The sequence below is a fragment of the Aureimonas pseudogalii genome (genome assembly GCF_014196835.1).
In the GTDB taxonomy this organism is placed as follows: domain Bacteria; phylum Pseudomonadota; class Alphaproteobacteria; order Rhizobiales; family Rhizobiaceae; genus Aureimonas; species Aureimonas pseudogalii.
Genome location: NZ_JACIEK010000006.1, coordinates 143745 through 162070, shown reverse-complemented (window position 1 = coordinate 162070; position 18326 = coordinate 143745). Strand labels below are relative to the sequence as shown.

Genomic DNA, 18326 nt, shown 5'->3' with positions numbered 1-18326 from the left:
AGAGCGAACATGCTGCAGGATCAGGATCGCATCTTCACCAACATCTACGGCCTTCGGGACAAGAGCCTGAAGGGCGCGATGAGGCGCGGCCATTTCGACGGCACCAAGGGGCTGATCGAGAAGGGGCGCGACTGGATCATCAACGAGATGAAGGCGTCGGGTCTGCGCGGGCGCGGCGGGGCCGGCTTCCCGACCGGCCTCAAGTGGTCGTTCATGCCGAAGGAAGTCGGCGAGCGCCCGCATTATCTCGTGGTCAACGCCGACGAGTCGGAGCCTGGTACCTGCAAGGACCGGGAAATCATGCGCAACGACCCGTTCACCCTGGTCGAGGGCTGCGTCATCGCCTCCTTCGCGATGGGTGCGCATGTCGCCTATATCTACGTCCGCGGCGAATACATCCGCGAGCGCGAGGCGCTGCAGCTCGCCATCGACGAATGCTATGAAGCCGGCCTTCTGGGTCGCGACAACAAGTGCGGCTGGGACATGGACATCTACGTCCATCACGGCGCCGGCGCCTATATCTGCGGCGAAGAGACCGCGCTGCTCGAAAGCCTCGAGGGCAAGAAGGGTCAGCCGCGCCTGAAGCCGCCGTTCCCGGCCAACATGGGCCTCTACGGCTGCCCGACGACGGTGAACAACGTCGAGTCGATTGCGGTCGCACCGACGATCCTGCGTCGCGGCGGCGCCTGGTTCGGCGCCATCGGCCGGGCCAACAACACCGGCACCAAGCTGTTCTCGATCTCCGGGCACGTGAACAACCCGTGCACGGTCGAAGAGGCCATGGGCATTCCCTTCCGCGAGCTCATCGACCGGCATTGCGGCGGGGTTCGCGGCGGCTACGACAATCTTCTGGCGGTCATCCCCGGCGGCTCGTCCTGCCCGCTCGTTCCCGGCGAGCAGATGGTGGACGCGCTGATGGATTTCGACGGCATGCGCGAGGTGAAGTCCTCGTTCGGCACCGCCGCCGTCATTGTCATGGACAAGTCCACCGACATCGTACGGGCCATTGCGCGGCTCGCTTATTTCTACAAGCACGAGAGTTGCGGCCAGTGCACGCCCTGTCGAGAGGGCACCGGTTGGATGTGGCGCGTGATGGAGCGCATGGTGGTCGGAAACGCGCAGAAGCGTGAGATCGACATGTTGCTCGATGTAACCAAGCAGGTCGAGGGCCACACGATCTGCGCGCTCGGCGACGCTGCGGCTTGGCCGATCCAGGGCCTCGTCCGACATTTCCGCGCGGAGATCGAGCGCCGCATCGACGAGTTCTCGCGCAATGCGGACCTCGACCGGCGGCCCGTCCTGCAGGCGGCGGAGTAGACTGATGGTCGAGATCGTCGGTCGCGAGGAGATCATCACCGTCGAGAAGGCGAACGTATCAAGTTCGCTGTTTTCCGACTGTGATCTGTCTCAGACTCGCTTTCAGAACGTTGATCTGTCGGGATGCGAATTCGGCGATGTGAAACTCACCGACCTCGTCGTGACGAACGCCGATCTCACCGAATCTCGCTTCACCAACGTCGACCTGACGAATGCCAGCTTTAACGATGCTGCGATCGGAGGGCTGACCATCAACGGCATCGACGTCGCCGAACTTTTCGCAGCTCACGGGGCGGCGAAGCCTGCACGAGGCAGCAACTGACATGGCAAAGATCAAAGTCGACGGCAACGAGATCGAGGTTCCCGACCACTACACGCTGCTGCAGGCAGCGGAGGAGGCGGGCGCCGAGATCCCTCGCTTTTGCTTCCATGAGCGTTTGTCGATCGCCGGCAACTGCCGCATGTGTCTCGTCGAAGTGAAGGGCGGACCGCCCAAGCCGGCGGCATCCTGCGCCATGAACGTCAAGGATCTGCGGCCAGGACCGAACGGCGAGGCGCCGGAGATCTTCACCAACACGCCGATGGTGAAGAAGGCCCGCGAGGGCGTGATGGAATTCCTGCTGATCAACCATCCTCTGGATTGCCCGATCTGCGACCAGGGCGGCGAGTGCGACCTGCAGGATCAGGCGATGGCCTTCGGCGTCGATTCCTCGCGCTACACGGAGAACAAGCGCGCCGTCGAGGACAAGTACATCGGCCCGCTGGTCAAGACGATCATGACGCGCTGCATCCACTGCACGCGCTGCGTTCGCTTCACGACCGAGGTCGCCGGCATTTCCGAATTGGGTCTCGTGGGCCGCGGCGAGGACGCCGAGATCACGACCTATCTCGAGCAGGCGATGACCTCCGAACTGCAGGGCAACGTCATCGATCTCTGCCCGGTCGGCGCGCTGACCTCCCGGCCCTACGCGTTTCAGGCACGGCCTTGGGAGCTGACGAAGACCGAGACCATCGATGTGATGGACGCCGTCGGATCGTCGATCCGCGTCGACACGCGCGGCCGCGACGTGATGCGCATCCTGCCGCGCACGAATGACCTGATCAACGAGGAGTGGATCTCCGACAAGACCCGCTTCGTCTGGGACGGTCTGCGCACGCAGCGGCTCGATCGGCCCTTCGTGCGCAAGGACGGCCGCCTGCAGGCCGCGAGCTGGGGGGAAGCCTTCGACGCCATTAAGGCGCGTGTGGCCGGCGTGCCCGGAACCGGTGTCGGCGCGATCGCGGGCGATCTGGCTTCGGTCGAGGACATGTGGGCGCTGAAGCGCCTGATGGGACAGTTCGGCTCCGCCAACCTCGATTGCCGACAGGACGGGGCGAAGTTCGATCCGGCCGACGGTCGCGCATCCTACCTGTTCAACACCTCGATCGCCGGCATCGACGAGGCCGACGCGCTCCTCATCATCGGCGCCAACCCGCGCTTCGAAGCGCCGGTTCTGAACGCCCGCATTCGCAAGCGCTGGCGGCGCGGCGACTTTCCGGTCGGCATGATCGGCGAGACCGTCGATCTGCGTTACGCCGTGACGTATCTCGGCGCAGGTCCGCAGACGCTCGCCGACATCGAAGGCGCGAACGGAGAGTTCTTCGATGCGCTGAAGGCCGCCAGACGGCCGATGATCATCGTGGGGCAGGGACCGCTCTCGGGTGCGAACGGCGCCGACGTGCTGGCCTCGGTCGCCGCGCTGGCCCGCGAGATCGGCGCGGTCACCGACGACTGGAACGGGTTCAACGTGCTGCATAGCGCGGCGTCGCGCGTCGGCGGCCTCGACATCGGCTTCGTGCCGGGCGAAGACGGCAAGACGGCGGCCGAGATGGCGTCGGGCGCTGTCGACGTCCTCTTCAATCTCGGGGCGGACGAGATCGAAATCGACGGCGGACCGTTCGTCGTCTATATCGGCACGCATGGCGACCGTGGCGCACACCGCGCCGACGTCGTTCTTCCAGCTGCAGCCTACACAGAGAAGTCGGGAACCTGGGTCAACACCGAGGGACGTGTTCAGACGGGGTCGCGCGCGGCCTTCCCGCCGGGCGATGCGCGCGAGGACTGGGCGATCTTCCGTGCCCTGTCGGCGACGCTCGGCAAAGCCTTGCCGTTCGACAATCTGGCGGCGCTGCGCCGGGATCTGGTGGCGACGATTCCCGTGTTGGCTTCTCGCGGGTTGACGCCTGCCGATTCGGCGGCGATCACCCATCTGGCGGATCGGGCAGGCAGTTTGACAGGCGAGAGCTTCCGATCGCGCCTTGGCGACTTCTATCTGACCAATCCGATCGCCCGTGCGTCGAAGGTCATGGCCGAGTGCTCAAAGCTCGCCCGGCCCGAGCATCTTGAAGCGGCCGAGTAAGGGCGTCTGGAACCCATGGATATCTTCTGGTTCTACATCTGGCCGGCGATCGTCATCATCGCGCAAAGCCTCCTGTTCCTGGTGGTTCTGCTCGTGCTGATCGCCTACATCCTGCTGGCCGATCGCAAGATCTGGGCGGCGGTGCAGATGCGGCGCGGCCCCAACGTGGTCGGCCCGTTCGGCCTCTTCCAGTCCTTCGCCGATCTTCTGAAGTTCGTGCTGAAGGAGCCGGTCATTCCGGCTTCGGCCGATAAGGTCGTCTTCCTGCTGGCACCGCTCGTGGCCGTCACCTTGGCACTGGCCACATTCGCGGTGGTTCCCGTGGCCGACGGCTGGGTGATCGCCAACATCAACATCGGCATTCTCTACATATTCGCGATCTCGTCGCTCGAAGTGTACGGCGTGATCATGGGCGGTTGGGCCTCGAACTCGAAATATGCCTTTCTCGGTGCGCTTCGCTCGGCCGCGCAGATGGTGTCCTACGAGGTCTCGATCGGCTTCGTCATCGTCACCGTCCTGCTCTGCGTCGGATCTCTGAACCTCACAGACATCGTGATGGCGCAGATCGACGGTCCGGGAACGATGGTCGGTCTGCCGTCGAGCTTCCTCGACTGGCATTGGCTTTCGCTCTTCCCGATGTTCGTGATCTTCTTCATCTCGGCGCTGGCCGAGACGAACCGGCCTCCCTTCGATCTTCCCGAAGCCGAGTCCGAGCTCGTGGCCGGCTTCATGGTCGAGTACGGCTCGACACCGTATATGATGTTCATGCTCGGGGAGTACGCGGCGATCACCCTCATGTGCTCGCTGATGACGATCCTCTTCCTCGGCGGCTGGTTGCCCCCGTTCGCGTTCGTCCCGTTCACCTGGGTACCCGGCGTCATCTGGTTCCTGCTGAAGGTCGCGCTCTGCTTCTTCATGTTCGCGATGGTGAAGGCCTTCGTGCCGCGCTACCGCTACGACCAGCTGATGCGCCTCGGCTGGAAGGTCTTCCTGCCGATCTCCCTCGCCATGGTGGTGATCGTCGCCTTCGTGCTGCAGCTGACAGGTTGGGGCAACGCGTGACACCGCTGTTCGCGTCTCTCATCGGAGCCGGTGCCGGTCTCGTCCTAGGTCTCGCCGACTACGTCGTGCTCGGCCGTGCGGGTGACACGGCACGCCGGGACGGGACGCGAGGCGCCGGATCGATCGTGGCGCTGATTCGCGTGCTGCAACTCATTCTTCTTCCCGTGGCGGGCTGGTTTCTTGGCCCCCTCGTCGCCTCGAACCTCGCAGGCTGAACGCTCATGACCGCGCTGACCCAATCCATCCGTTCATTGTTCCTGTTGGAGTTCGTCAAAGCCTTCGGGCTCTCGATGCGCTACTTCTTCGCTCCGAAATCGACGATCAACTATCCGTTCGAGAAGGGCCCGGTGAGCCCGCGGTTCCGCGGCGAGCATGCGTTGCGCCGCTATCCGAACGGCGAGGAGCGGTGCATCGCCTGCAAGCTCTGCGAGGCGATCTGCCCCGCACAGGCCATCACCATCGAAGCCGGGCCGCGCCGCAACGACGGAACGCGGCGCACGGTGCGCTACGACATCGACATGGTGAAGTGCATCTATTGCGGCTTCTGCCAGGAAGCCTGCCCGGTCGATGCGATCGTGGAAGGCCCGAATTTCGAGTTCTCGACCGAGACGCGCGAGGAGCTCTACTACGACAAGGAAAAGCTGCTGGCCAACGGCGATCGTTGGGAGCGTGAAGTCGCTCGCAACATTGCGCTGGATGCGCCTTACCGCTAATCCGCCCGTGACGCCCTCGATGGGGGCGCATTCGACTTTAGACCGGAATGGCGCGGACATCGTCCGTCGCCGCCCGATAGCGTTCGTTCAGGGGAGCCCGACATGTTGGGGCTGCAAGCCTTCTTCTTCTACGTTTTCGCGCTGGTGACGGTCGGCGCCGCGATCATGGTCGTCCTGTCGCGGAATCCGGTCCATTCCGTGCTCTTCCTGATTCTCGCCTTCGTCAGCGCCGCCGGGCTCTTCCTGCTGACAGGTGCCGAGTTCCTCGCCCTGATCCTGATCGTCGTCTATGTCGGCGCGGTGGCGATCCTGTTCCTCTTCGTGGTGATGATGCTCGATCTCGACTTTGGACGGATCAAGCAGGGCGCTTTGGAATATGCGCCGATCGGCGCGATCATCGCGGCCGTGCTTCTCGCGCAACTTATCATCGCCGTGACCGGCAGCTACTACAATCCGCAGCTCTCCGCTTCGACCGTGCTGCCGACCCCGCCGCTCGAAACGATGTCGAACATTCAGGCGCTCGGCGCGGTGCTCTACACGCGATACGTCTTCTTCTTCCAGATGGCGGGCCTGATCCTCTTCGTTGCGATGGTCGGCGCGATCGTGCTGACGCTGCGTCACAAGCCGGGCTTGAAGCGCCAGTCGATCCCGACGCAGGTGGCCCGCAATCCGAAGACGGCGATCGAGGTCGTCAAGGTCGAGACCGGCAAGGGCGTCTGAGGCGCAGCGAAGGAACATCACATGGCAGTCGGCCTCGGACACTTTCTCACAGTCGCCGCGATCCTCTTCGTGACCGGCGTCTTCGGCATCTTCATGAACCGCAAGAACATCATCACGATCCTCATGTCGATCGAGCTGATCCTTCTCGCGGTCAATCTCAATCTCGTGGCCTTCTCGGCCTTCCTCAACGATCTCGCCGGCCAGGTCTTCGCGCTGTTCATCCTGACCGTGGCTGCTGCAGAGGCTGCCATTGGTCTCGCGATCCTCGTTGTGTTCTTCCGCAATCGCGGCTCCATCGCCGTCGATGACGTCAATACGATGAAAGGCTGAGTGCGACGATGTACACTCTGATCGTCCTTCTGCCTCTGATCGGCTTCCTCGTCGCGGCGCTGTTCGGAAGTGCCATCGGCGCGAAAGCGTCGGAATATGTCACGTCCGGACTGCTCATTCTCGCTGCGGTGCTGTCGTGGATCGGGTTCCTGTCGTTCGGCTTCGGTGACGGCGAGCCGCTGCGCATCACCGTTCTGCACTGGATGCAGGCGGGCGATCTCGACGTGTCCTGGTCGATCCGGATTGATCGGTTGACGCTGGTCATGCTGGTCGTGGTCAACACCGTGTCGGCGCTCGTGCATGTCTACTCGATCGGCTACATGAACCACGACGATTCGCGCCCGCGCTTCTTCGCCTACCTGTCGCTCTTCACCTTCGCCATGCTGACGCTGGTCACCGCCAACAATCTCGTGCAGATGTTCTTCGGCTGGGAAGGCGTTGGTCTGGCGTCCTATCTGCTGATCGGTTTCTGGTACAAGAAGCCCTCCGCCAACGCTGCGGCGATGAAGGCCTTCGTGGTCAACCGCGTCGGCGACTTTGGCTTCCTTCTCGGCATTTTCGGCCTGTATGTCGTCTTCGGCTCGGTCAATCTCGACACGATCTTCGCCGGTGCCGGGCAGATGCTGGCCACGATGGGCGGCGAGCATGTGGAAGCGGCGGGCGAGGCGGCAACTCATGCCGCGCCGGTGCTGCAGTTCGCTGGCTATTCGCTCTCGGCCGCGGGCGCGATGACGGCGATCTGCCTGCTGCTCTTCATGGGCGCGATGGGCAAGTCGGCCCAGATCGGCCTGCACACCTGGCTGCCGGATGCCATGGAGGGGCCGACGCCCGTGTCGGCGCTGATCCATGCGGCCACGATGGTGACCGCGGGCGTGTTCATGCTGGCGCGCATGTCGCCGGTCTTCGAACTCAGCCATTCGGCGCTCACCTTCGTCACCTTCATCGGTGCGACGACGGCCTTCTTCGCCGCGACGATCGGCTTGGTGCAGAACGATATCAAGCGCGTCATCGCGTATTCGACCTGTTCGCAGCTCGGCTACATGTTTGTGGCGCTTGGCGTCGGCGCCTACGGTGCAGCCGTCTTCCACCTCTTCACGCACGCTTTCTTCAAGGCGCTGCTGTTCCTTGGCGCCGGCTCGGTGATCCACGCGGTGGATGGCGAGCAGGACATGCGCAACATGGGAGGCCTTCGCAAGCATATCCCGAAGACCTACGCGATGATGATGATCGGCACGCTGGCGCTGACCGGCTTTCCGTTTACGGCGGGCTACTACTCGAAGGACGCGATCATCGAGAGCGCCTTCGCCGGGGAGAACGCCTTCGCGATGTACGGCTACATCATGACCGTGATCGCGGCCCTGCTGACGAGCTTCTACTCGTGGCGCCTCGTCTTCCTGACCTTCCACGGCAAGCCGCGTGCCTCGCACGAGGTGATGCACCATGTCCACGAGTCGCCGCCGGTTATGCTGGTGCCGCTCTACGTACTGGGCGTCGGCGCGCTTCTGGCCGGCCTCGTCTTCTACCCGTTCTTCCTCGGCGGCTCCTACGACGCCTTCTGGAGCGGCGCGCTCTTCGCCGGCCCGGAGAACCACATCTTGCACGAGGCCCACGAGGTGCCGACCCTGGTCGTCTACTCGCCGACGATCATGATGATCATCGGTTTCGCGCTCGCCTACATCTTCTACATCCGCTCGCCCGAGAGGCCTGCGCAAATGGTTGCGCGCAACCCGGGCCTCTACCAGTTCCTCCTCAACAAGTGGTATTTCGACGAGCTCTACGACTTCCTGTTCGTCCGTTCAGCCAAGTGGCTCGGCCGCTTCCTGTGGAAGAAAGGCGACGGCGCGGTCATCGACCGGCTTGGGCCTGACGGCATCTCGGCCCGCGTGCTCGACGTGACCAACCGGGTGGTTCAACTGCAGACAGGCTACCTCTACCACTACGCGTTCGTCATGCTGATCGGCGTCGCAGCGCTCGTCACCTTCATGATGTTCTGGGGAATGCTCTGATGTCCGGTTGGCCGATCCTATCGCTCGTCACGTTCCTGCCCCTCGTCGGTGTCGTCATCATCCTTTTCACGCGGGACGATGGTGAACTGGCTCGGCGCAACATTCGCAACGTCGCGCTGCTCGTGACCGTCTTCAACTTCCTGCTGTCGCTTTTTATCTGGGGCGGATTCGATAGGGGTGTCGCCGGCTTCCAGATGGTCGAGGAGTTCGAGTGGCTCACCGGCGGGATCTCCTACCGGATGGGTGTCGATGGCATTTCGATGCTGTTCGTGATCCTCACGACCTTCCTGATGCCGATCTGCATCCTTGCCAGCCGGGACTCCGTCACCGTGCGGGTGAAGGAATACATGATGGCCTTCCTCGTGCTCGAGACGCTGGTGATCGGCGTCTTCTGTGCGCTCGACATCGTGCTTTTCTACCTTTTCTTCGAAGGCTCGCTGATCCCGATGTTCCTCATCATCGGCGTCTGGGGCGGCAAGCGGCGCGTCTATGCGTCCTACAAGTTCTTCCTGTTCACCTTCCTCGGCTCGGTGTTCATGCTCGTCGCCATCATGGCGATGTTCTGGACGGCCGGAACGACCTCGATCCCGGCGCTGCTCGCCTACCAGTTCCCGGCGTCGATGCAGACCTGGCTGTGGCTCGCCTTCTTCGCCTCCTTCGCGGTGAAGATGCCGATGTGGCCGGTCCACACCTGGCTGCCGGACGCCCACGTCGAGGCTCCGACGGCGGGATCGGTGATCCTGGCGGGCATCCTTCTAAAGCTTGGCGGCTACGGGTTCCTGCGCTTCTCGCTGCCGATGTTCCCGTTGGCGTCGGCCGACTTTGCACCGTTCGTTTTCACGCTCTCCGTCGTCGCGATCATCTACACATCGCTGGTCGCGCTGATGCAGGAGGACATCAAGAAGCTCATCGCCTACTCGTCGGTCGCCCACATGGGCTTCGTGACGATGGGCATCTTCGCCGCGAACCCGGAGGGCGTTCAGGGCGCGATCTTCCAGATGCTGAGCCACGGCCTGATCTCGGGTGCGCTCTTTCTCTGCGTCGGCGTGGTCTACGACCGGATGCACACCCGCGACATCGCCGCCTATGGCGGTCTGGTGAACCGCATGCCGGCCTATGCCGCCATCATGCTGCTCTTCACGATGGGCAATGTCGGACTTCCCGGCACCAGCGGCTTCATCGGCGAGTTCATGACGCTAGCGGGCGTCTATAAGGCCAATTCCTGGGTCGCGATCTTCGCGGCGACCGGCGTCATCCTGTCGGCCGCCTACGCGCTCTGGCTCTACCGCCGGGTCATTCTCGGGGCGCTCGACAAGGAGAGCCTGAAGACCATCCTCGATCTGACGCCGCGCGAGAAGGTGTTGCTCTATCCGCTGGCGGTACTGACGGTCTTCTTCGGCGTCTACCCCATGCCGGTCTTCAACGTCACCACCGCGTCGGTCGACCAGCTTCTCGGCAGCTACACCGCTGCCATCGAGGCGGCGTCTAGCGTCGCGTCGGCACAGTAATCGAAGAGGCGGGCCGATCCGATGTTTTCTCAGTTCGTAGCACAGAGTCTGCCGATCGTCGGGCCGGAGCTCATCATGGCGGTGGGCGCGATGCTGCTGCTGATGTTCGGCACCTTCCGGGGTCCGGGCAGCGGTGGAACGGTCAGTGCGCTCGCGGTTGGGCTCATGCTCTTCGCGGCGTTCTGGCTCGTCTTCGTGGCGCCGGGCGGCGTCGCCTTCGGCGGGTCGGTCATTCTCGATCCGTTCGCGCGCTTCATGAAGACGCTCGTGCTCGTCTCGGCGGCGGCGGCGCTCCTCATGTCGGGCAGCTTCATGGCGCGCGAGCGTCTGGACAGCTTCGAGTTCCCTGTTCTCGTGGTCCTCTGCACCATCGGCATGATGGTGATGGTGTCGGCGGGCGATCTCATCGCGCTCTACATGGGCCTCGAACTGCAGTCGCTCGCCATCTACGTCATCGCCGCGATCGCGCGCGATCAGGTGAAGTCCACCGAGGCGGGTCTCAAGTACTTCGTTCTCGGCGCGCTGTCCTCGGGCATGCTGCTCTACGGCGCGTCGCTGGTCTACGGCTTCACCGGGCAGATCGAGTTCCAGGCCATCGCCGCCGCGGTGGCGAGCGGCGAGGGTCGTTCGATCGGCCTGCTCATCGGTCTCGTCTTCGTGCTCGTGGGCCTCGCCTTCAAGATCTCGGCCGTGCCGTTCCATATGTGGACACCCGACGTCTACGAGGGCGCGCCGACGCCGGTGACGGCGCTTCTGGCGGGCGCGCCGAAGGTGGCGGCGGTGGCGTTGCTGACGCGCTTCACCGTGCAGGGCTTCGGACCGCTGACGCATGACTGGCAGCAGGTCATCGTCTTCCTCTCGATCGCCTCCATGCTCTTCGGTGCCTTCGCAGCCATCGGCCAGCGCAACATCAAGCGTCTGATGGCCTATTCGTCGATCGGACACATGGGCTACGTGCTCGTGGGCCTCGCTGCCGGAACCGAGGCCGGCGTTCAGGGCGTTCTCATCTACATGGCGACCTACGTCGCCATGACGCTCGGCACCTTCGGCGTAATCTTGTCGATGCGCCGTCGTGACGGCATGATCGAGGACGTCTATGAGTTGGCGGGTCTGTCGCGCACCAACAAGATCCTGGCGGTCGCGCTGACGACGCTCATGCTGTCGCTCGCCGGCTTGCCGCCATTGCTCGGCTTTTGGGGCAAGTACTACGTCTTCTCGGCGGCTGTCGGCGCGGGTCTCGTTCCGCTTGCGGTGATCGGCGTCGTGGCCTCGACGATTGGCCTCTTCTACTATCTCCGCGTCGTCAAGGTGATGTGGTTCGACGAGCCGAGCGTCGGGTTCGAGCCTGCGACCCTGTCGATCCGGTTCGTGGTCGGCGTGGCGACCTTGCTCGTTTTCCCGGTCTATATCCTGCTCGCCGGTCCGCTTTTCGCGGCGGCGGCGGCGGCCGCTCGAACGTTCTTCTAAGGCGGTCGGCATTGAAGCGAGCGGGCCCGCGCAGGCATCTGGCATTCGACGAAGTAGGCTCGACGAACACCTTGGCTCTCGAAGCCGGGCGGGCAGGCGACCCCGGTCCTTTATGGGTGACCGCGGAACGCCAGTCCGCCGGTCGCGGTCGGCGGGGCCGGGCGTGGTCGTCGGAGCGCGGCAATCTCTATGCGTCTTTGTTGGTTCGAGATCCCGCGCCGATCGCGGATCTCGCCAACATTCCGCTGGTGGCCGCAGTCGGTCTGCGCAACGGGATCGCGCAGCTGCCAGGCATTGATGGAGATCGCGTTCGCATCAAATGGCCGAACGATATCCTCGTCGGCGGCGCCAAGACGGTCGGGATTCTGATCGAGAGCGAGAAGCCTGCGGGCGAAAGTCAGCTGGTGGTGCTGGGATGCGGCATCAACATCGAGCATTGGCCGGACGACGCGCCTTATGCCGTCACGGGCCTTCGCCGGGAGGGCTATCGAGGCACGGCGAGCGATGCGTTTGCGCCGCTGGCGGACGGTGTCGAGAAGGCTTTGGACCTCTGGGATCGCGGCCGAGGTTTCGATGCCGTTCGAAAGCAGTGGCTCGCGCACGCGGTGGGGCTGGGCCAGCCGTGTCGCATCAATCTACCGGGCGGCGAGGTCGCGGACGGTGTGTTCGAGGAACTCGATCCGGTGGGGCGGCTCGTCCTCGCTCTTCCCGGCGGTCGGCGGCAGGTCTTCTCCGCCGGCGACCTGTTTCTTCTGGCAGCGGGCACGTCGTCGTCGCCGTCCGCCGCGCCGCTCTGAATTCGCGGGATCGACTCACCGCTTCGTCATGAGTCGGAGATTTCGGTGTCCTGAGGGACGGCCGATCCAAGGAAAGCATCTGCATTGAACGATTTGGTATTCGTGCCACTGGGTGGCCTCGGCGAGATCGGTATGAATCTCGCCCTTTACGGCTACGGGCCGTCCGAAAACCGGGAGTGGATCATCGTCGATTGCGGCGTGTCGTTCGCCGGCCCGGACTTCCCGGGCATCGATCTCGTCTTCCCCGACATCTCCTTCATCGAGGCGCGGCTGAGCGCGTTGAAGGGCATCATCATCACGCATGCGCACGAGGACCACTACGGTGCCGTGCTCGATCTCTGGCCGCGCCTGAAGGCGCCGGTCTATGCGACGGCCTTCACGGCGGCGCTGCTTCAGGCCAAGCGTGAAGGCGAGCCGGGCGCGGCAAAGGTGCCGGTCACGCTCTTCAAGGCGGGAGAGACGTTCAAGGTCGGCCCGTTCGAAATCGAGGCCGTCAACGTCACGCACTCGATCCCCGAGCCAGTCGCGCTGGCGATCCGCACGCCGCTCGGCACGGTAGTCCACACCGGCGACTGGAAGATCGACGCGACGCCGGCGCTGGGCGATCCCACCGACGAGGCACGGCTGCGCGCGATCGGCGACGAGGGCGTCGTGGCACTGATCTGCGACTCGACCAACGCCATGCGCGAGGGCGTTTCGCCGAGCGAGCGGCAGGTTACCCAGTCGCTGCAGGAGATCATCGCGTCCGCCAAGGGGCGCGTTGCCATCACGACGTTCTCGTCCAATGTCGGTCGCATCCGTTCGATCGCGAAGGCGGCGGACGAGGCGGGTCGGCAGGTGCTGCTGATGGGGCGCTCGATGAAGCGCGTCGCCGACGTGGCGGACGAACTCGGCTATCTCGAAGGACTGCCGCCCTTCGTCGGCGAGCAGGATTTCGGCTACATCCCGCGCGACAAGGCCGTGATCGTGCTGACCGGCAGCCAGGGCGAGCCGCGTGCGGCGCTCGCGCGTCTGGCCCGCGACGAGCATCCGACCGTCGCCCTGTCGAAGGACGACACGGTGATCTTCTCGTCGCGTTCGATCCCAGGCAACGAGAAGGCGATCAACGACATCAAGAACGGGTTGATCGAGCGCGGCGTGACGATCATCGAGGATCACGACAAGCTGGTTCACGTGTCGGGCCATCCCCGGCGCAACGAACTGAAGCAGATGTACGAATGGGTCCGCCCGAAGATCGCGGTGCCCGCCCACGGCGAACCCGCACATCTCAGCGCGCACGCGCAGTTCGCGCGCGAGCAAGGCGTGCCGGAGGTCGTGTCGCTGCGCAACGGCCAGATGGTGCGGCTGGCGCCGGGTGCGGCCACGGTCATCGACGAGGTTCCGGTCGGGCGCCTTTACAAGGACGGCTACCTCATCGGCAATGCCGAGCAGATGGGTATCAACGAGCGCCGACGCCTGTCCTTCGCCGGACAGGTCTCGGTGCTGATCGAGCTCAGCGCCAAGCTTGAGCTCGACGTCGATCCCGAGGTCGTCTGCATGGGTCTTCCCGGTAAGGACGAAACCGGCGAGGAGATGTCGGAGGTCCTGATCGACGCCGCTGCCGGTGCCGTGGAAAGCATCCCACGCGGTCGCCGGAAGGATCTGGAGCTCGTGCGCGAGGCCGTGCGTCGCGCGGTTCGGGGCGAGGCGAACGATGCCTGGGGTAAGAAGCCGGCTGTGACGGTGTTCGTGACGCGGGCCTGAGCCCGACGACGAACCGACGGCCGTCTTGCCGCCCGGTTCGTTATCCAAAGTAAAGATGGTGGCGGCGCTTTCGCCGCCACCCAACGATGGGACGCCTCATGGGAATCGTCACGGGGATCGCGATCTACTTCGTCATCTGGTGGACCGTCTTATTCGCGGTGCTACCCATCGGTATGCGCTCGCAGATCGACGAGGGCGAGGTGGTGCTGGGCACCGCCCACAGCGCGCCGGCCCGCTTCCGCTTCTGGCGCATCGTCGCGATGAACACGCTCGCGGCGTCCGCCGTTTTCGCGCTGTTCTACGTCGTGACGGAGATCGTCGGCGTCGGACCGGGCAGCTTTCCGCATATCGTACCGGGAACCTGATCGACGCCCGAACGAGGTGATCATCCGGCCAGTGACGCGAACTGAGCAAAAAAAATGCGGGGCTCGCGCCCCGCATTCGAGATGGTCGATCCGGATCTTCCACCGGACTTGTCCGGGGCTGCGCTTGTTGCGCGCCGAAGACCGCGTCCTCCCAGACAAGATCGACCGCATTCTACGTCGTTCCGACGCTGTTTGACGACCGGACCCTAAGACGGAAACGCCGGGGTTGTCGACCCGATTCGCGGCTTCGGTGACGTTTTTATGGCATCGACGCCTCATATTTCTACAGCCGACAGTGGTGGTCTCGGCGGAGCGTCGGCTCCGTCCTCGTACGGCCGACCGACGGTTCCTTTCCTTGCCGGTCCCGAACGGTTAAGAAGCCCCTTATCGTTTCCGAGCCGACCCTTTCGCGTTCCCATTTCGTAGGTCTCCATGCGTCTGTCTCGCTACTTCATGCCCATCCTCAAGGAGACGCCGAAGGAGGCCGAGATCGTTTCGCATCGGCTGATGCTACGGGCCGGCATGATCCGCCAGCAGACCTCCGGCATCTACTCGTGGCTGCCACTCGGCAAACGGGTGCTCGATAAAGTGGCCCAGATCGTGCGCGAGGAGCAGGACCGCTCGGGCGCCATCGAGATGCTGATGCCGACCATCCAGTCGGCCGATCTCTGGCGAGAGAGCGGGCGCTACGACGACTACGGCAAGGAGATGCTGCGCATCGAGGACCGCCACGAGCGCGACCTCCTGTTCGGCCCGACGAACGAGGAGATGATCACCGACATCTTCCGGTCCTACGTGCGCTCCTACAAGGATCTGCCGCTCAATCTCTACCACATCCAATGGAAGTTCCGCGACGAGGTGCGCCCGCGCTTCGGCGTGATGCGCTCGCGCGAGTTCCTGATGAAGGACGCCTACTCCTTCGACCTCGACTACGAGTCGTCGAAGGTCGCGTACGACCGCATGTTCGTGGCGTATCTGCGGACCTTCGCGCGGATGGGCCTGAAGGCGATCCCGATGCGTGCCGACACCGGGCCGATCGGCGGCAAGCTCAGCCACGAGTTCATCATTCTCGCCTCGACCGGCGAGAGCGAGGTCTTCTGCCACCGCGACTATCTCGACCTGGCGGTTCCCGGCGAAGGCATCGACTTCGCCGATGCCGCCTCGCTGGCGGGCATCGTCGATCGCTGGACGACACCCTATGCGGCGACGGAGGAGATGCACGACGAGGCCGCCTGGGCCGACGTCGCGGAGGGCGATCGCGTCGCCGCGCGCGGCATCGAGGTCGGCCACATCTTCCATTTCGGCACCAAGTATTCCGAACCGATGAAGGCCGTCGTCACCGGGCCGGACGGCAAGGAGACGCCGGTCTTCATGGGCTCCTACGGCATCGGACCGAGCCGCCTCATCGCCGCGATCATCGAAGCGTCGCATGACGAGGCCGGCATCGTGTGGCCGAAGGGCGTCGCGCCGTTCGACATCGGCATCGTCAACATGAAGCCCGGCGACGCCGATTGCGACGCGGTGTGCGAGACGCTTTACGCCGAACTGCAGGCCGCCGACCACGACGTGCTCTATGACGACGAGGACAACCGAGCGGGGGCGAAGTTCGCCACGATGGATCTCATCGGCCTGCCGGTGCAGGTGATCGTCGGCCCGCGTGGCGCCAAGGTGGGCGAGGTGGAGATCAAGCACCGCGCCGGCGGCGAGCGCGAGACCCTGCCCGCTACCGACGTTGTTCGCCGGCTCGCCGCGTGACCCCAGCGTTGCCATCCGCACCGGACGCCCGAGCGGCGAGACCGCAGGCGACCCGTCCGTTCTCCCGCTTCGAGTGGATGATCGCCGGGCGCTATCTTCGCTCGCGTCGGCGTGACGCCGGCGTGTCGGTCATCGCCGGCTTCTCCTTCGTCGGCATCATGCTCGGCGTCGCCGCGCTCATCATCGTCATGTCTGTCATGAACGGCTTCCGCGCCGAGTTGTTGACGCGTATTCTCGGCGTCAACGGTCACGTGATCCTGCAGCCGATCGACCGACCGCTCACCGACTTCGATTCCGTCGCCGCCAAGATCGCGACGGTCGCGGGCGTCTCCTACACGATGCCGCTCGTCCAGGGGCAGGTGCTCGCCACCGGTGCCAACTCGGCGTCCACCGGCGCGCTGGTCAAGGGCGTTCGGGGCGGCGATCTCGAAAAGCTGAAGCCGGTGGCCGATAACGTCCGGCAGGGCACCATCGCCAATTTCGACACGAGCCAGGGCGTTGCGATCGGCAGCCGGCTGGCCGAACAGCTCGGCCTCGGGCTCGGTGATAACATCACGCTCGTCTCGCCGCAGGGCGACGTGACGCCGCTCGGCGTGACCCCGCGGGTCAAGGCCTACCCGATCACGGCGATCTTCGAGATCGGCCTGTCCGAGTACGATGCGGCCTACGTCTACATGCCGCTTGCAGAGGCGCAGCTTTTCTTCGCGTCGGAAGGACAGGTACAGTCCATCGAGATCTTCGTCGACGATCCCGACAGCGTCCAGACCCTTCAGCCCACGATCGAAACGGCGGCGGAGCGCCCGAACTACACGCTCACTTGGCAGCGGCAGAACGAAAGCTTCTTCTCGGCGCTGGAAGTCGAGCGCAACGTCATGTTCATCATCCTGACGCTGATCGTGCTCGTGGCGGCGCTGAACATCATCTCCGGCCTCTTCATGCTGGTGAAGGACAAGGGCCGCGACATCGCGATCATGCGCACCATGGGGGCAACGCGGGCCTCGATCATGCGCGTCTTCCTCATCACGGGTGCGTCGATCGGGCTGGCGGGAACCTTTGCGGGCTTCGTTCTCGGCACCGTCTTCTGCCTCAACATCGAGAACCTCCGGCAGTTCTTCTCGTGGCTCTCTGGTGTTCCGATATTCCCGCCAGAAATCTACTTCCTGTCCCGCCTTCCGGCCGAAATCGATACGAGCGAAGTGGCGACCGTCGTTCTCATGGCGGTCGGCCTGTCGTTCCTCGCCACGATCCTGCCGTCCTGGCAGGCGTCCAAGCTGGATCCCGTCGAGGCGCTTCGATACGAATGACCGAGACCATTGCTCTTCGCCTCGACCAGGTCGAGCGCCATTACGTGCAGGGCGAATCACGCCTGACGATTCTCGACCGCGCCGACATGCGCATCGACGCCGGCGAGATGGTGGCACTCGTCGCGCCTTCGGGTGCCGGCAAGTCGACACTGCTTCACATCGCCGGCCTTCTCGAAAAGCCCGATGCCGGCGACGTCGTGATCAACGGGGCTTCTTGCGGCGCGCTGGACGATTCCGGCCGCACCGATATGCGGCGCAACACGATCGGCTTCGTCTACCAGTTCCACCATCTCCTGCCGGAGTTCTCGGCGCTCGAAAACGTCATGCTGCCGCAGATGATTCGCGGTCTGACGCACAAGGTGGCGGCAGAGCGGGCACGCGAGCTGCTCGACTACATGCGGCTCGGCCCGCGCGTACGCCACCGCCCGTCCGAGCTGTCGGGCGGCGAGCAGCAGCGGGTCGCCATCGCCCGCGCGGTGGCCAACAACCCATACGTTCTCCTCGCCGACGAGCCGACCGGAAACCTCGATCCGACGACGTCGAGCTACGTGTTCGACGCAATGACCGCGCTCGTGCGCCAGTCCGGCGTGGCCGCGCTGATCGCCACCCACAACCATGATCTGGCGCGGCGCATGGACAGAGCGGTGACGCTCCGGGACGGCAAGATCGTCGATCACATCGTCGCCTGAAGATCGCGCGCGAGCTTCCCGACCAACCTAAGATACGCCACCGTCTTTTTGACCATCCGTTCTTCTTTCGTTTCTCCTGATTGACACCGGCCTCGTTCTGGAACAAAAAGAGAACGCAAGGAACGAACGGAGAACGACATGCTGATTCTCA

The 18326-nt window shown here is 64.2% G+C and carries 17 protein-coding genes; all 17 read left to right on the top strand.

Annotated features, from left to right (window positions below; translation table 11 throughout):
* The first annotated feature begins 9 nt into the window (after positions 1 to 9).
* A complete protein-coding gene (gene nuoF, locus GGR04_RS12900) occupies positions 10 to 1317 on the top strand; it encodes an NADH-quinone oxidoreductase subunit NuoF (RefSeq protein ID WP_183200296.1) in 1308 nt (435 codons plus the stop codon).
* 4 nt (positions 1318 to 1321) lie between these two features.
* On the top strand, positions 1322 to 1639 hold the full coding sequence (locus tag GGR04_RS12895; protein ID WP_183200295.1) for a pentapeptide repeat-containing protein: 318 nt from the start codon (positions 1322 to 1324) through the stop codon (positions 1637 to 1639).
* A 1-nt stretch (position 1640) separates the two neighbouring features.
* Positions 1641 to 3716: an NADH-quinone oxidoreductase subunit NuoG gene (gene nuoG / locus GGR04_RS12890; protein ID WP_183200294.1), complete on the top strand. Its 2076-nt coding sequence runs from the start codon at positions 1641 to 1643 to the stop codon at positions 3714 to 3716.
* 15 nt (positions 3717 to 3731) lie between these two features.
* Positions 3732 to 4778 (top strand): NADH-quinone oxidoreductase subunit NuoH, encoded by a 1047-nt coding sequence (gene nuoH, locus GGR04_RS12885; protein WP_183200293.1) that lies wholly within the window; start codon positions 3732 to 3734, stop codon positions 4776 to 4778.
* On the top strand, positions 4775 to 4993 hold the full coding sequence (locus tag GGR04_RS12880; protein WP_183200292.1) for a hypothetical protein: 219 nt from the start codon (positions 4775 to 4777) through the stop codon (positions 4991 to 4993). The genes nuoH and GGR04_RS12880 overlap by 4 nt, the downstream gene beginning before the upstream one ends.
* A 6-nt stretch (positions 4994 to 4999) precedes the next feature.
* Positions 5000 to 5491 carry an NADH-quinone oxidoreductase subunit NuoI gene (nuoI, locus tag GGR04_RS12875; RefSeq protein WP_183200291.1) on the top strand — a complete coding sequence of 164 codons (492 nt, stop codon included), beginning with the start codon at positions 5000 to 5002 and terminating at the stop codon, positions 5489 to 5491.
* A gap of 102 nt (positions 5492 to 5593) precedes the next feature.
* The gene (locus GGR04_RS12870; RefSeq protein ID WP_183200290.1) at positions 5594 to 6211 is read left to right on the top strand and encodes an NADH-quinone oxidoreductase subunit J; all 618 of its coding nucleotides are present in this window, start codon (positions 5594 to 5596) and stop codon (positions 6209 to 6211) included.
* A gap of 21 nt (positions 6212 to 6232) precedes the next feature.
* Positions 6233 to 6541: an NADH-quinone oxidoreductase subunit NuoK gene (nuoK, locus tag GGR04_RS12865; protein WP_062202989.1), complete on the top strand. Its 309-nt coding sequence runs from the start codon at positions 6233 to 6235 to the stop codon at positions 6539 to 6541.
* 8 nt (positions 6542 to 6549) lie between these two features.
* Positions 6550 to 8547 (top strand): NADH-quinone oxidoreductase subunit L, encoded by a 1998-nt coding sequence (gene nuoL, locus GGR04_RS12860; RefSeq protein WP_183200289.1) that lies wholly within the window; start codon positions 6550 to 6552, stop codon positions 8545 to 8547.
* On the top strand, positions 8547 to 10055 hold the full coding sequence (locus GGR04_RS12855; RefSeq protein ID WP_183200288.1) for an NADH-quinone oxidoreductase subunit M: 1509 nt from the start codon (positions 8547 to 8549) through the stop codon (positions 10053 to 10055). Before nuoL ends, GGR04_RS12855 begins: the two co-directional genes overlap by 1 nt.
* A 21-nt stretch (positions 10056 to 10076) precedes the next feature.
* Positions 10077 to 11522: an NADH-quinone oxidoreductase subunit NuoN gene (gene nuoN, locus GGR04_RS12850; protein ID WP_183200287.1), complete on the top strand. Its 1446-nt coding sequence runs from the start codon at positions 10077 to 10079 to the stop codon at positions 11520 to 11522.
* An 11-nt stretch (positions 11523 to 11533) separates the two neighbouring features.
* Positions 11534 to 12319: a biotin--[acetyl-CoA-carboxylase] ligase gene (locus tag GGR04_RS12845; RefSeq protein ID WP_183200286.1), complete on the top strand. Its 786-nt coding sequence runs from the start codon at positions 11534 to 11536 to the stop codon at positions 12317 to 12319.
* 132 nt (positions 12320 to 12451) lie between these two features.
* Positions 12452 to 14062 carry a ribonuclease J gene (locus GGR04_RS12840; protein ID WP_183200285.1) on the top strand — a complete coding sequence of 537 codons (1611 nt, stop codon included), beginning with the start codon at positions 12452 to 12454 and terminating at the stop codon, positions 14060 to 14062.
* 98 nt (positions 14063 to 14160) lie between these two features.
* Positions 14161 to 14427: a DUF1467 family protein gene (locus GGR04_RS12835; protein WP_183200284.1), complete on the top strand. Its 267-nt coding sequence runs from the start codon at positions 14161 to 14163 to the stop codon at positions 14425 to 14427.
* Positions 14428 to 14859: 432 nt separating this feature from the next.
* Positions 14860 to 16182, top strand: a complete 1323-nt coding sequence (gene proS, locus GGR04_RS12830) for a proline--tRNA ligase (RefSeq protein ID WP_183200283.1) — start codon at positions 14860 to 14862, stop codon at positions 16180 to 16182.
* Positions 16179 to 17486: a lipoprotein-releasing ABC transporter permease subunit gene (locus GGR04_RS12825; RefSeq protein WP_376769858.1), complete on the top strand. Its 1308-nt coding sequence runs from the start codon at positions 16179 to 16181 to the stop codon at positions 17484 to 17486. Before proS ends, GGR04_RS12825 begins: the two co-directional genes overlap by 4 nt.
* A complete protein-coding gene (locus GGR04_RS12820; RefSeq protein WP_183200282.1) occupies positions 17483 to 18175 on the top strand; it encodes an ABC transporter ATP-binding protein in 693 nt (230 codons plus the stop codon). Before GGR04_RS12825 ends, GGR04_RS12820 begins: the two co-directional genes overlap by 4 nt.
* The last annotated feature ends 151 nt before the right edge of the window (positions 18176 to 18326 follow it).

Bases quoted from the DNA above. Each gene is read 5' to 3' on its own strand.
- GGR04_RS12835 (WP_183200284.1), top strand. From the start codon at position 14,161: ATGGGAATCGTCACGGGGATCGCGATCTACTTCGTCATCTGGTGGACC.
- nuoL (WP_183200289.1), top strand. From the start codon at position 6,550: ATGTACACTCTGATCGTCCTTCTGCCTCTGATCGGCTTCCTCGTCGCG.
- GGR04_RS12820 (WP_183200282.1), top strand. From the start codon at position 17,483: ATGACCGAGACCATTGCTCTTCGCCTCGACCAGGTCGAGCGCCATTAC.
- nuoG (WP_183200294.1), top strand. From the start codon at position 1,641: ATGGCAAAGATCAAAGTCGACGGCAACGAGATCGAGGTTCCCGACCAC.
- proS (WP_183200283.1), top strand. From the start codon at position 14,860: ATGCGTCTGTCTCGCTACTTCATGCCCATCCTCAAGGAGACGCCGAAG.
- GGR04_RS12855 (WP_183200288.1), top strand. From the start codon at position 8,547: ATGTCCGGTTGGCCGATCCTATCGCTCGTCACGTTCCTGCCCCTCGTC.
- GGR04_RS12840 (WP_183200285.1), top strand. From the start codon at position 12,452: ATGAATCTCGCCCTTTACGGCTACGGGCCGTCCGAAAACCGGGAGTGG.
- nuoI (WP_183200291.1), top strand. From the start codon at position 5,000: ATGACCGCGCTGACCCAATCCATCCGTTCATTGTTCCTGTTGGAGTTC.
- nuoK (WP_062202989.1), top strand. From the start codon at position 6,233: ATGGCAGTCGGCCTCGGACACTTTCTCACAGTCGCCGCGATCCTCTTC.
- GGR04_RS12870 (WP_183200290.1), top strand. From the start codon at position 5,594: ATGTTGGGGCTGCAAGCCTTCTTCTTCTACGTTTTCGCGCTGGTGACG.
- nuoN (WP_183200287.1), top strand. From the start codon at position 10,077: ATGTTTTCTCAGTTCGTAGCACAGAGTCTGCCGATCGTCGGGCCGGAG.
- nuoF (WP_183200296.1), top strand. From the start codon at position 10: ATGCTGCAGGATCAGGATCGCATCTTCACCAACATCTACGGCCTTCGG.
- nuoH (WP_183200293.1), top strand. From the start codon at position 3,732: ATGGATATCTTCTGGTTCTACATCTGGCCGGCGATCGTCATCATCGCG.
- GGR04_RS12895 (WP_183200295.1), top strand. From the start codon at position 1,322: ATGGTCGAGATCGTCGGTCGCGAGGAGATCATCACCGTCGAGAAGGCG.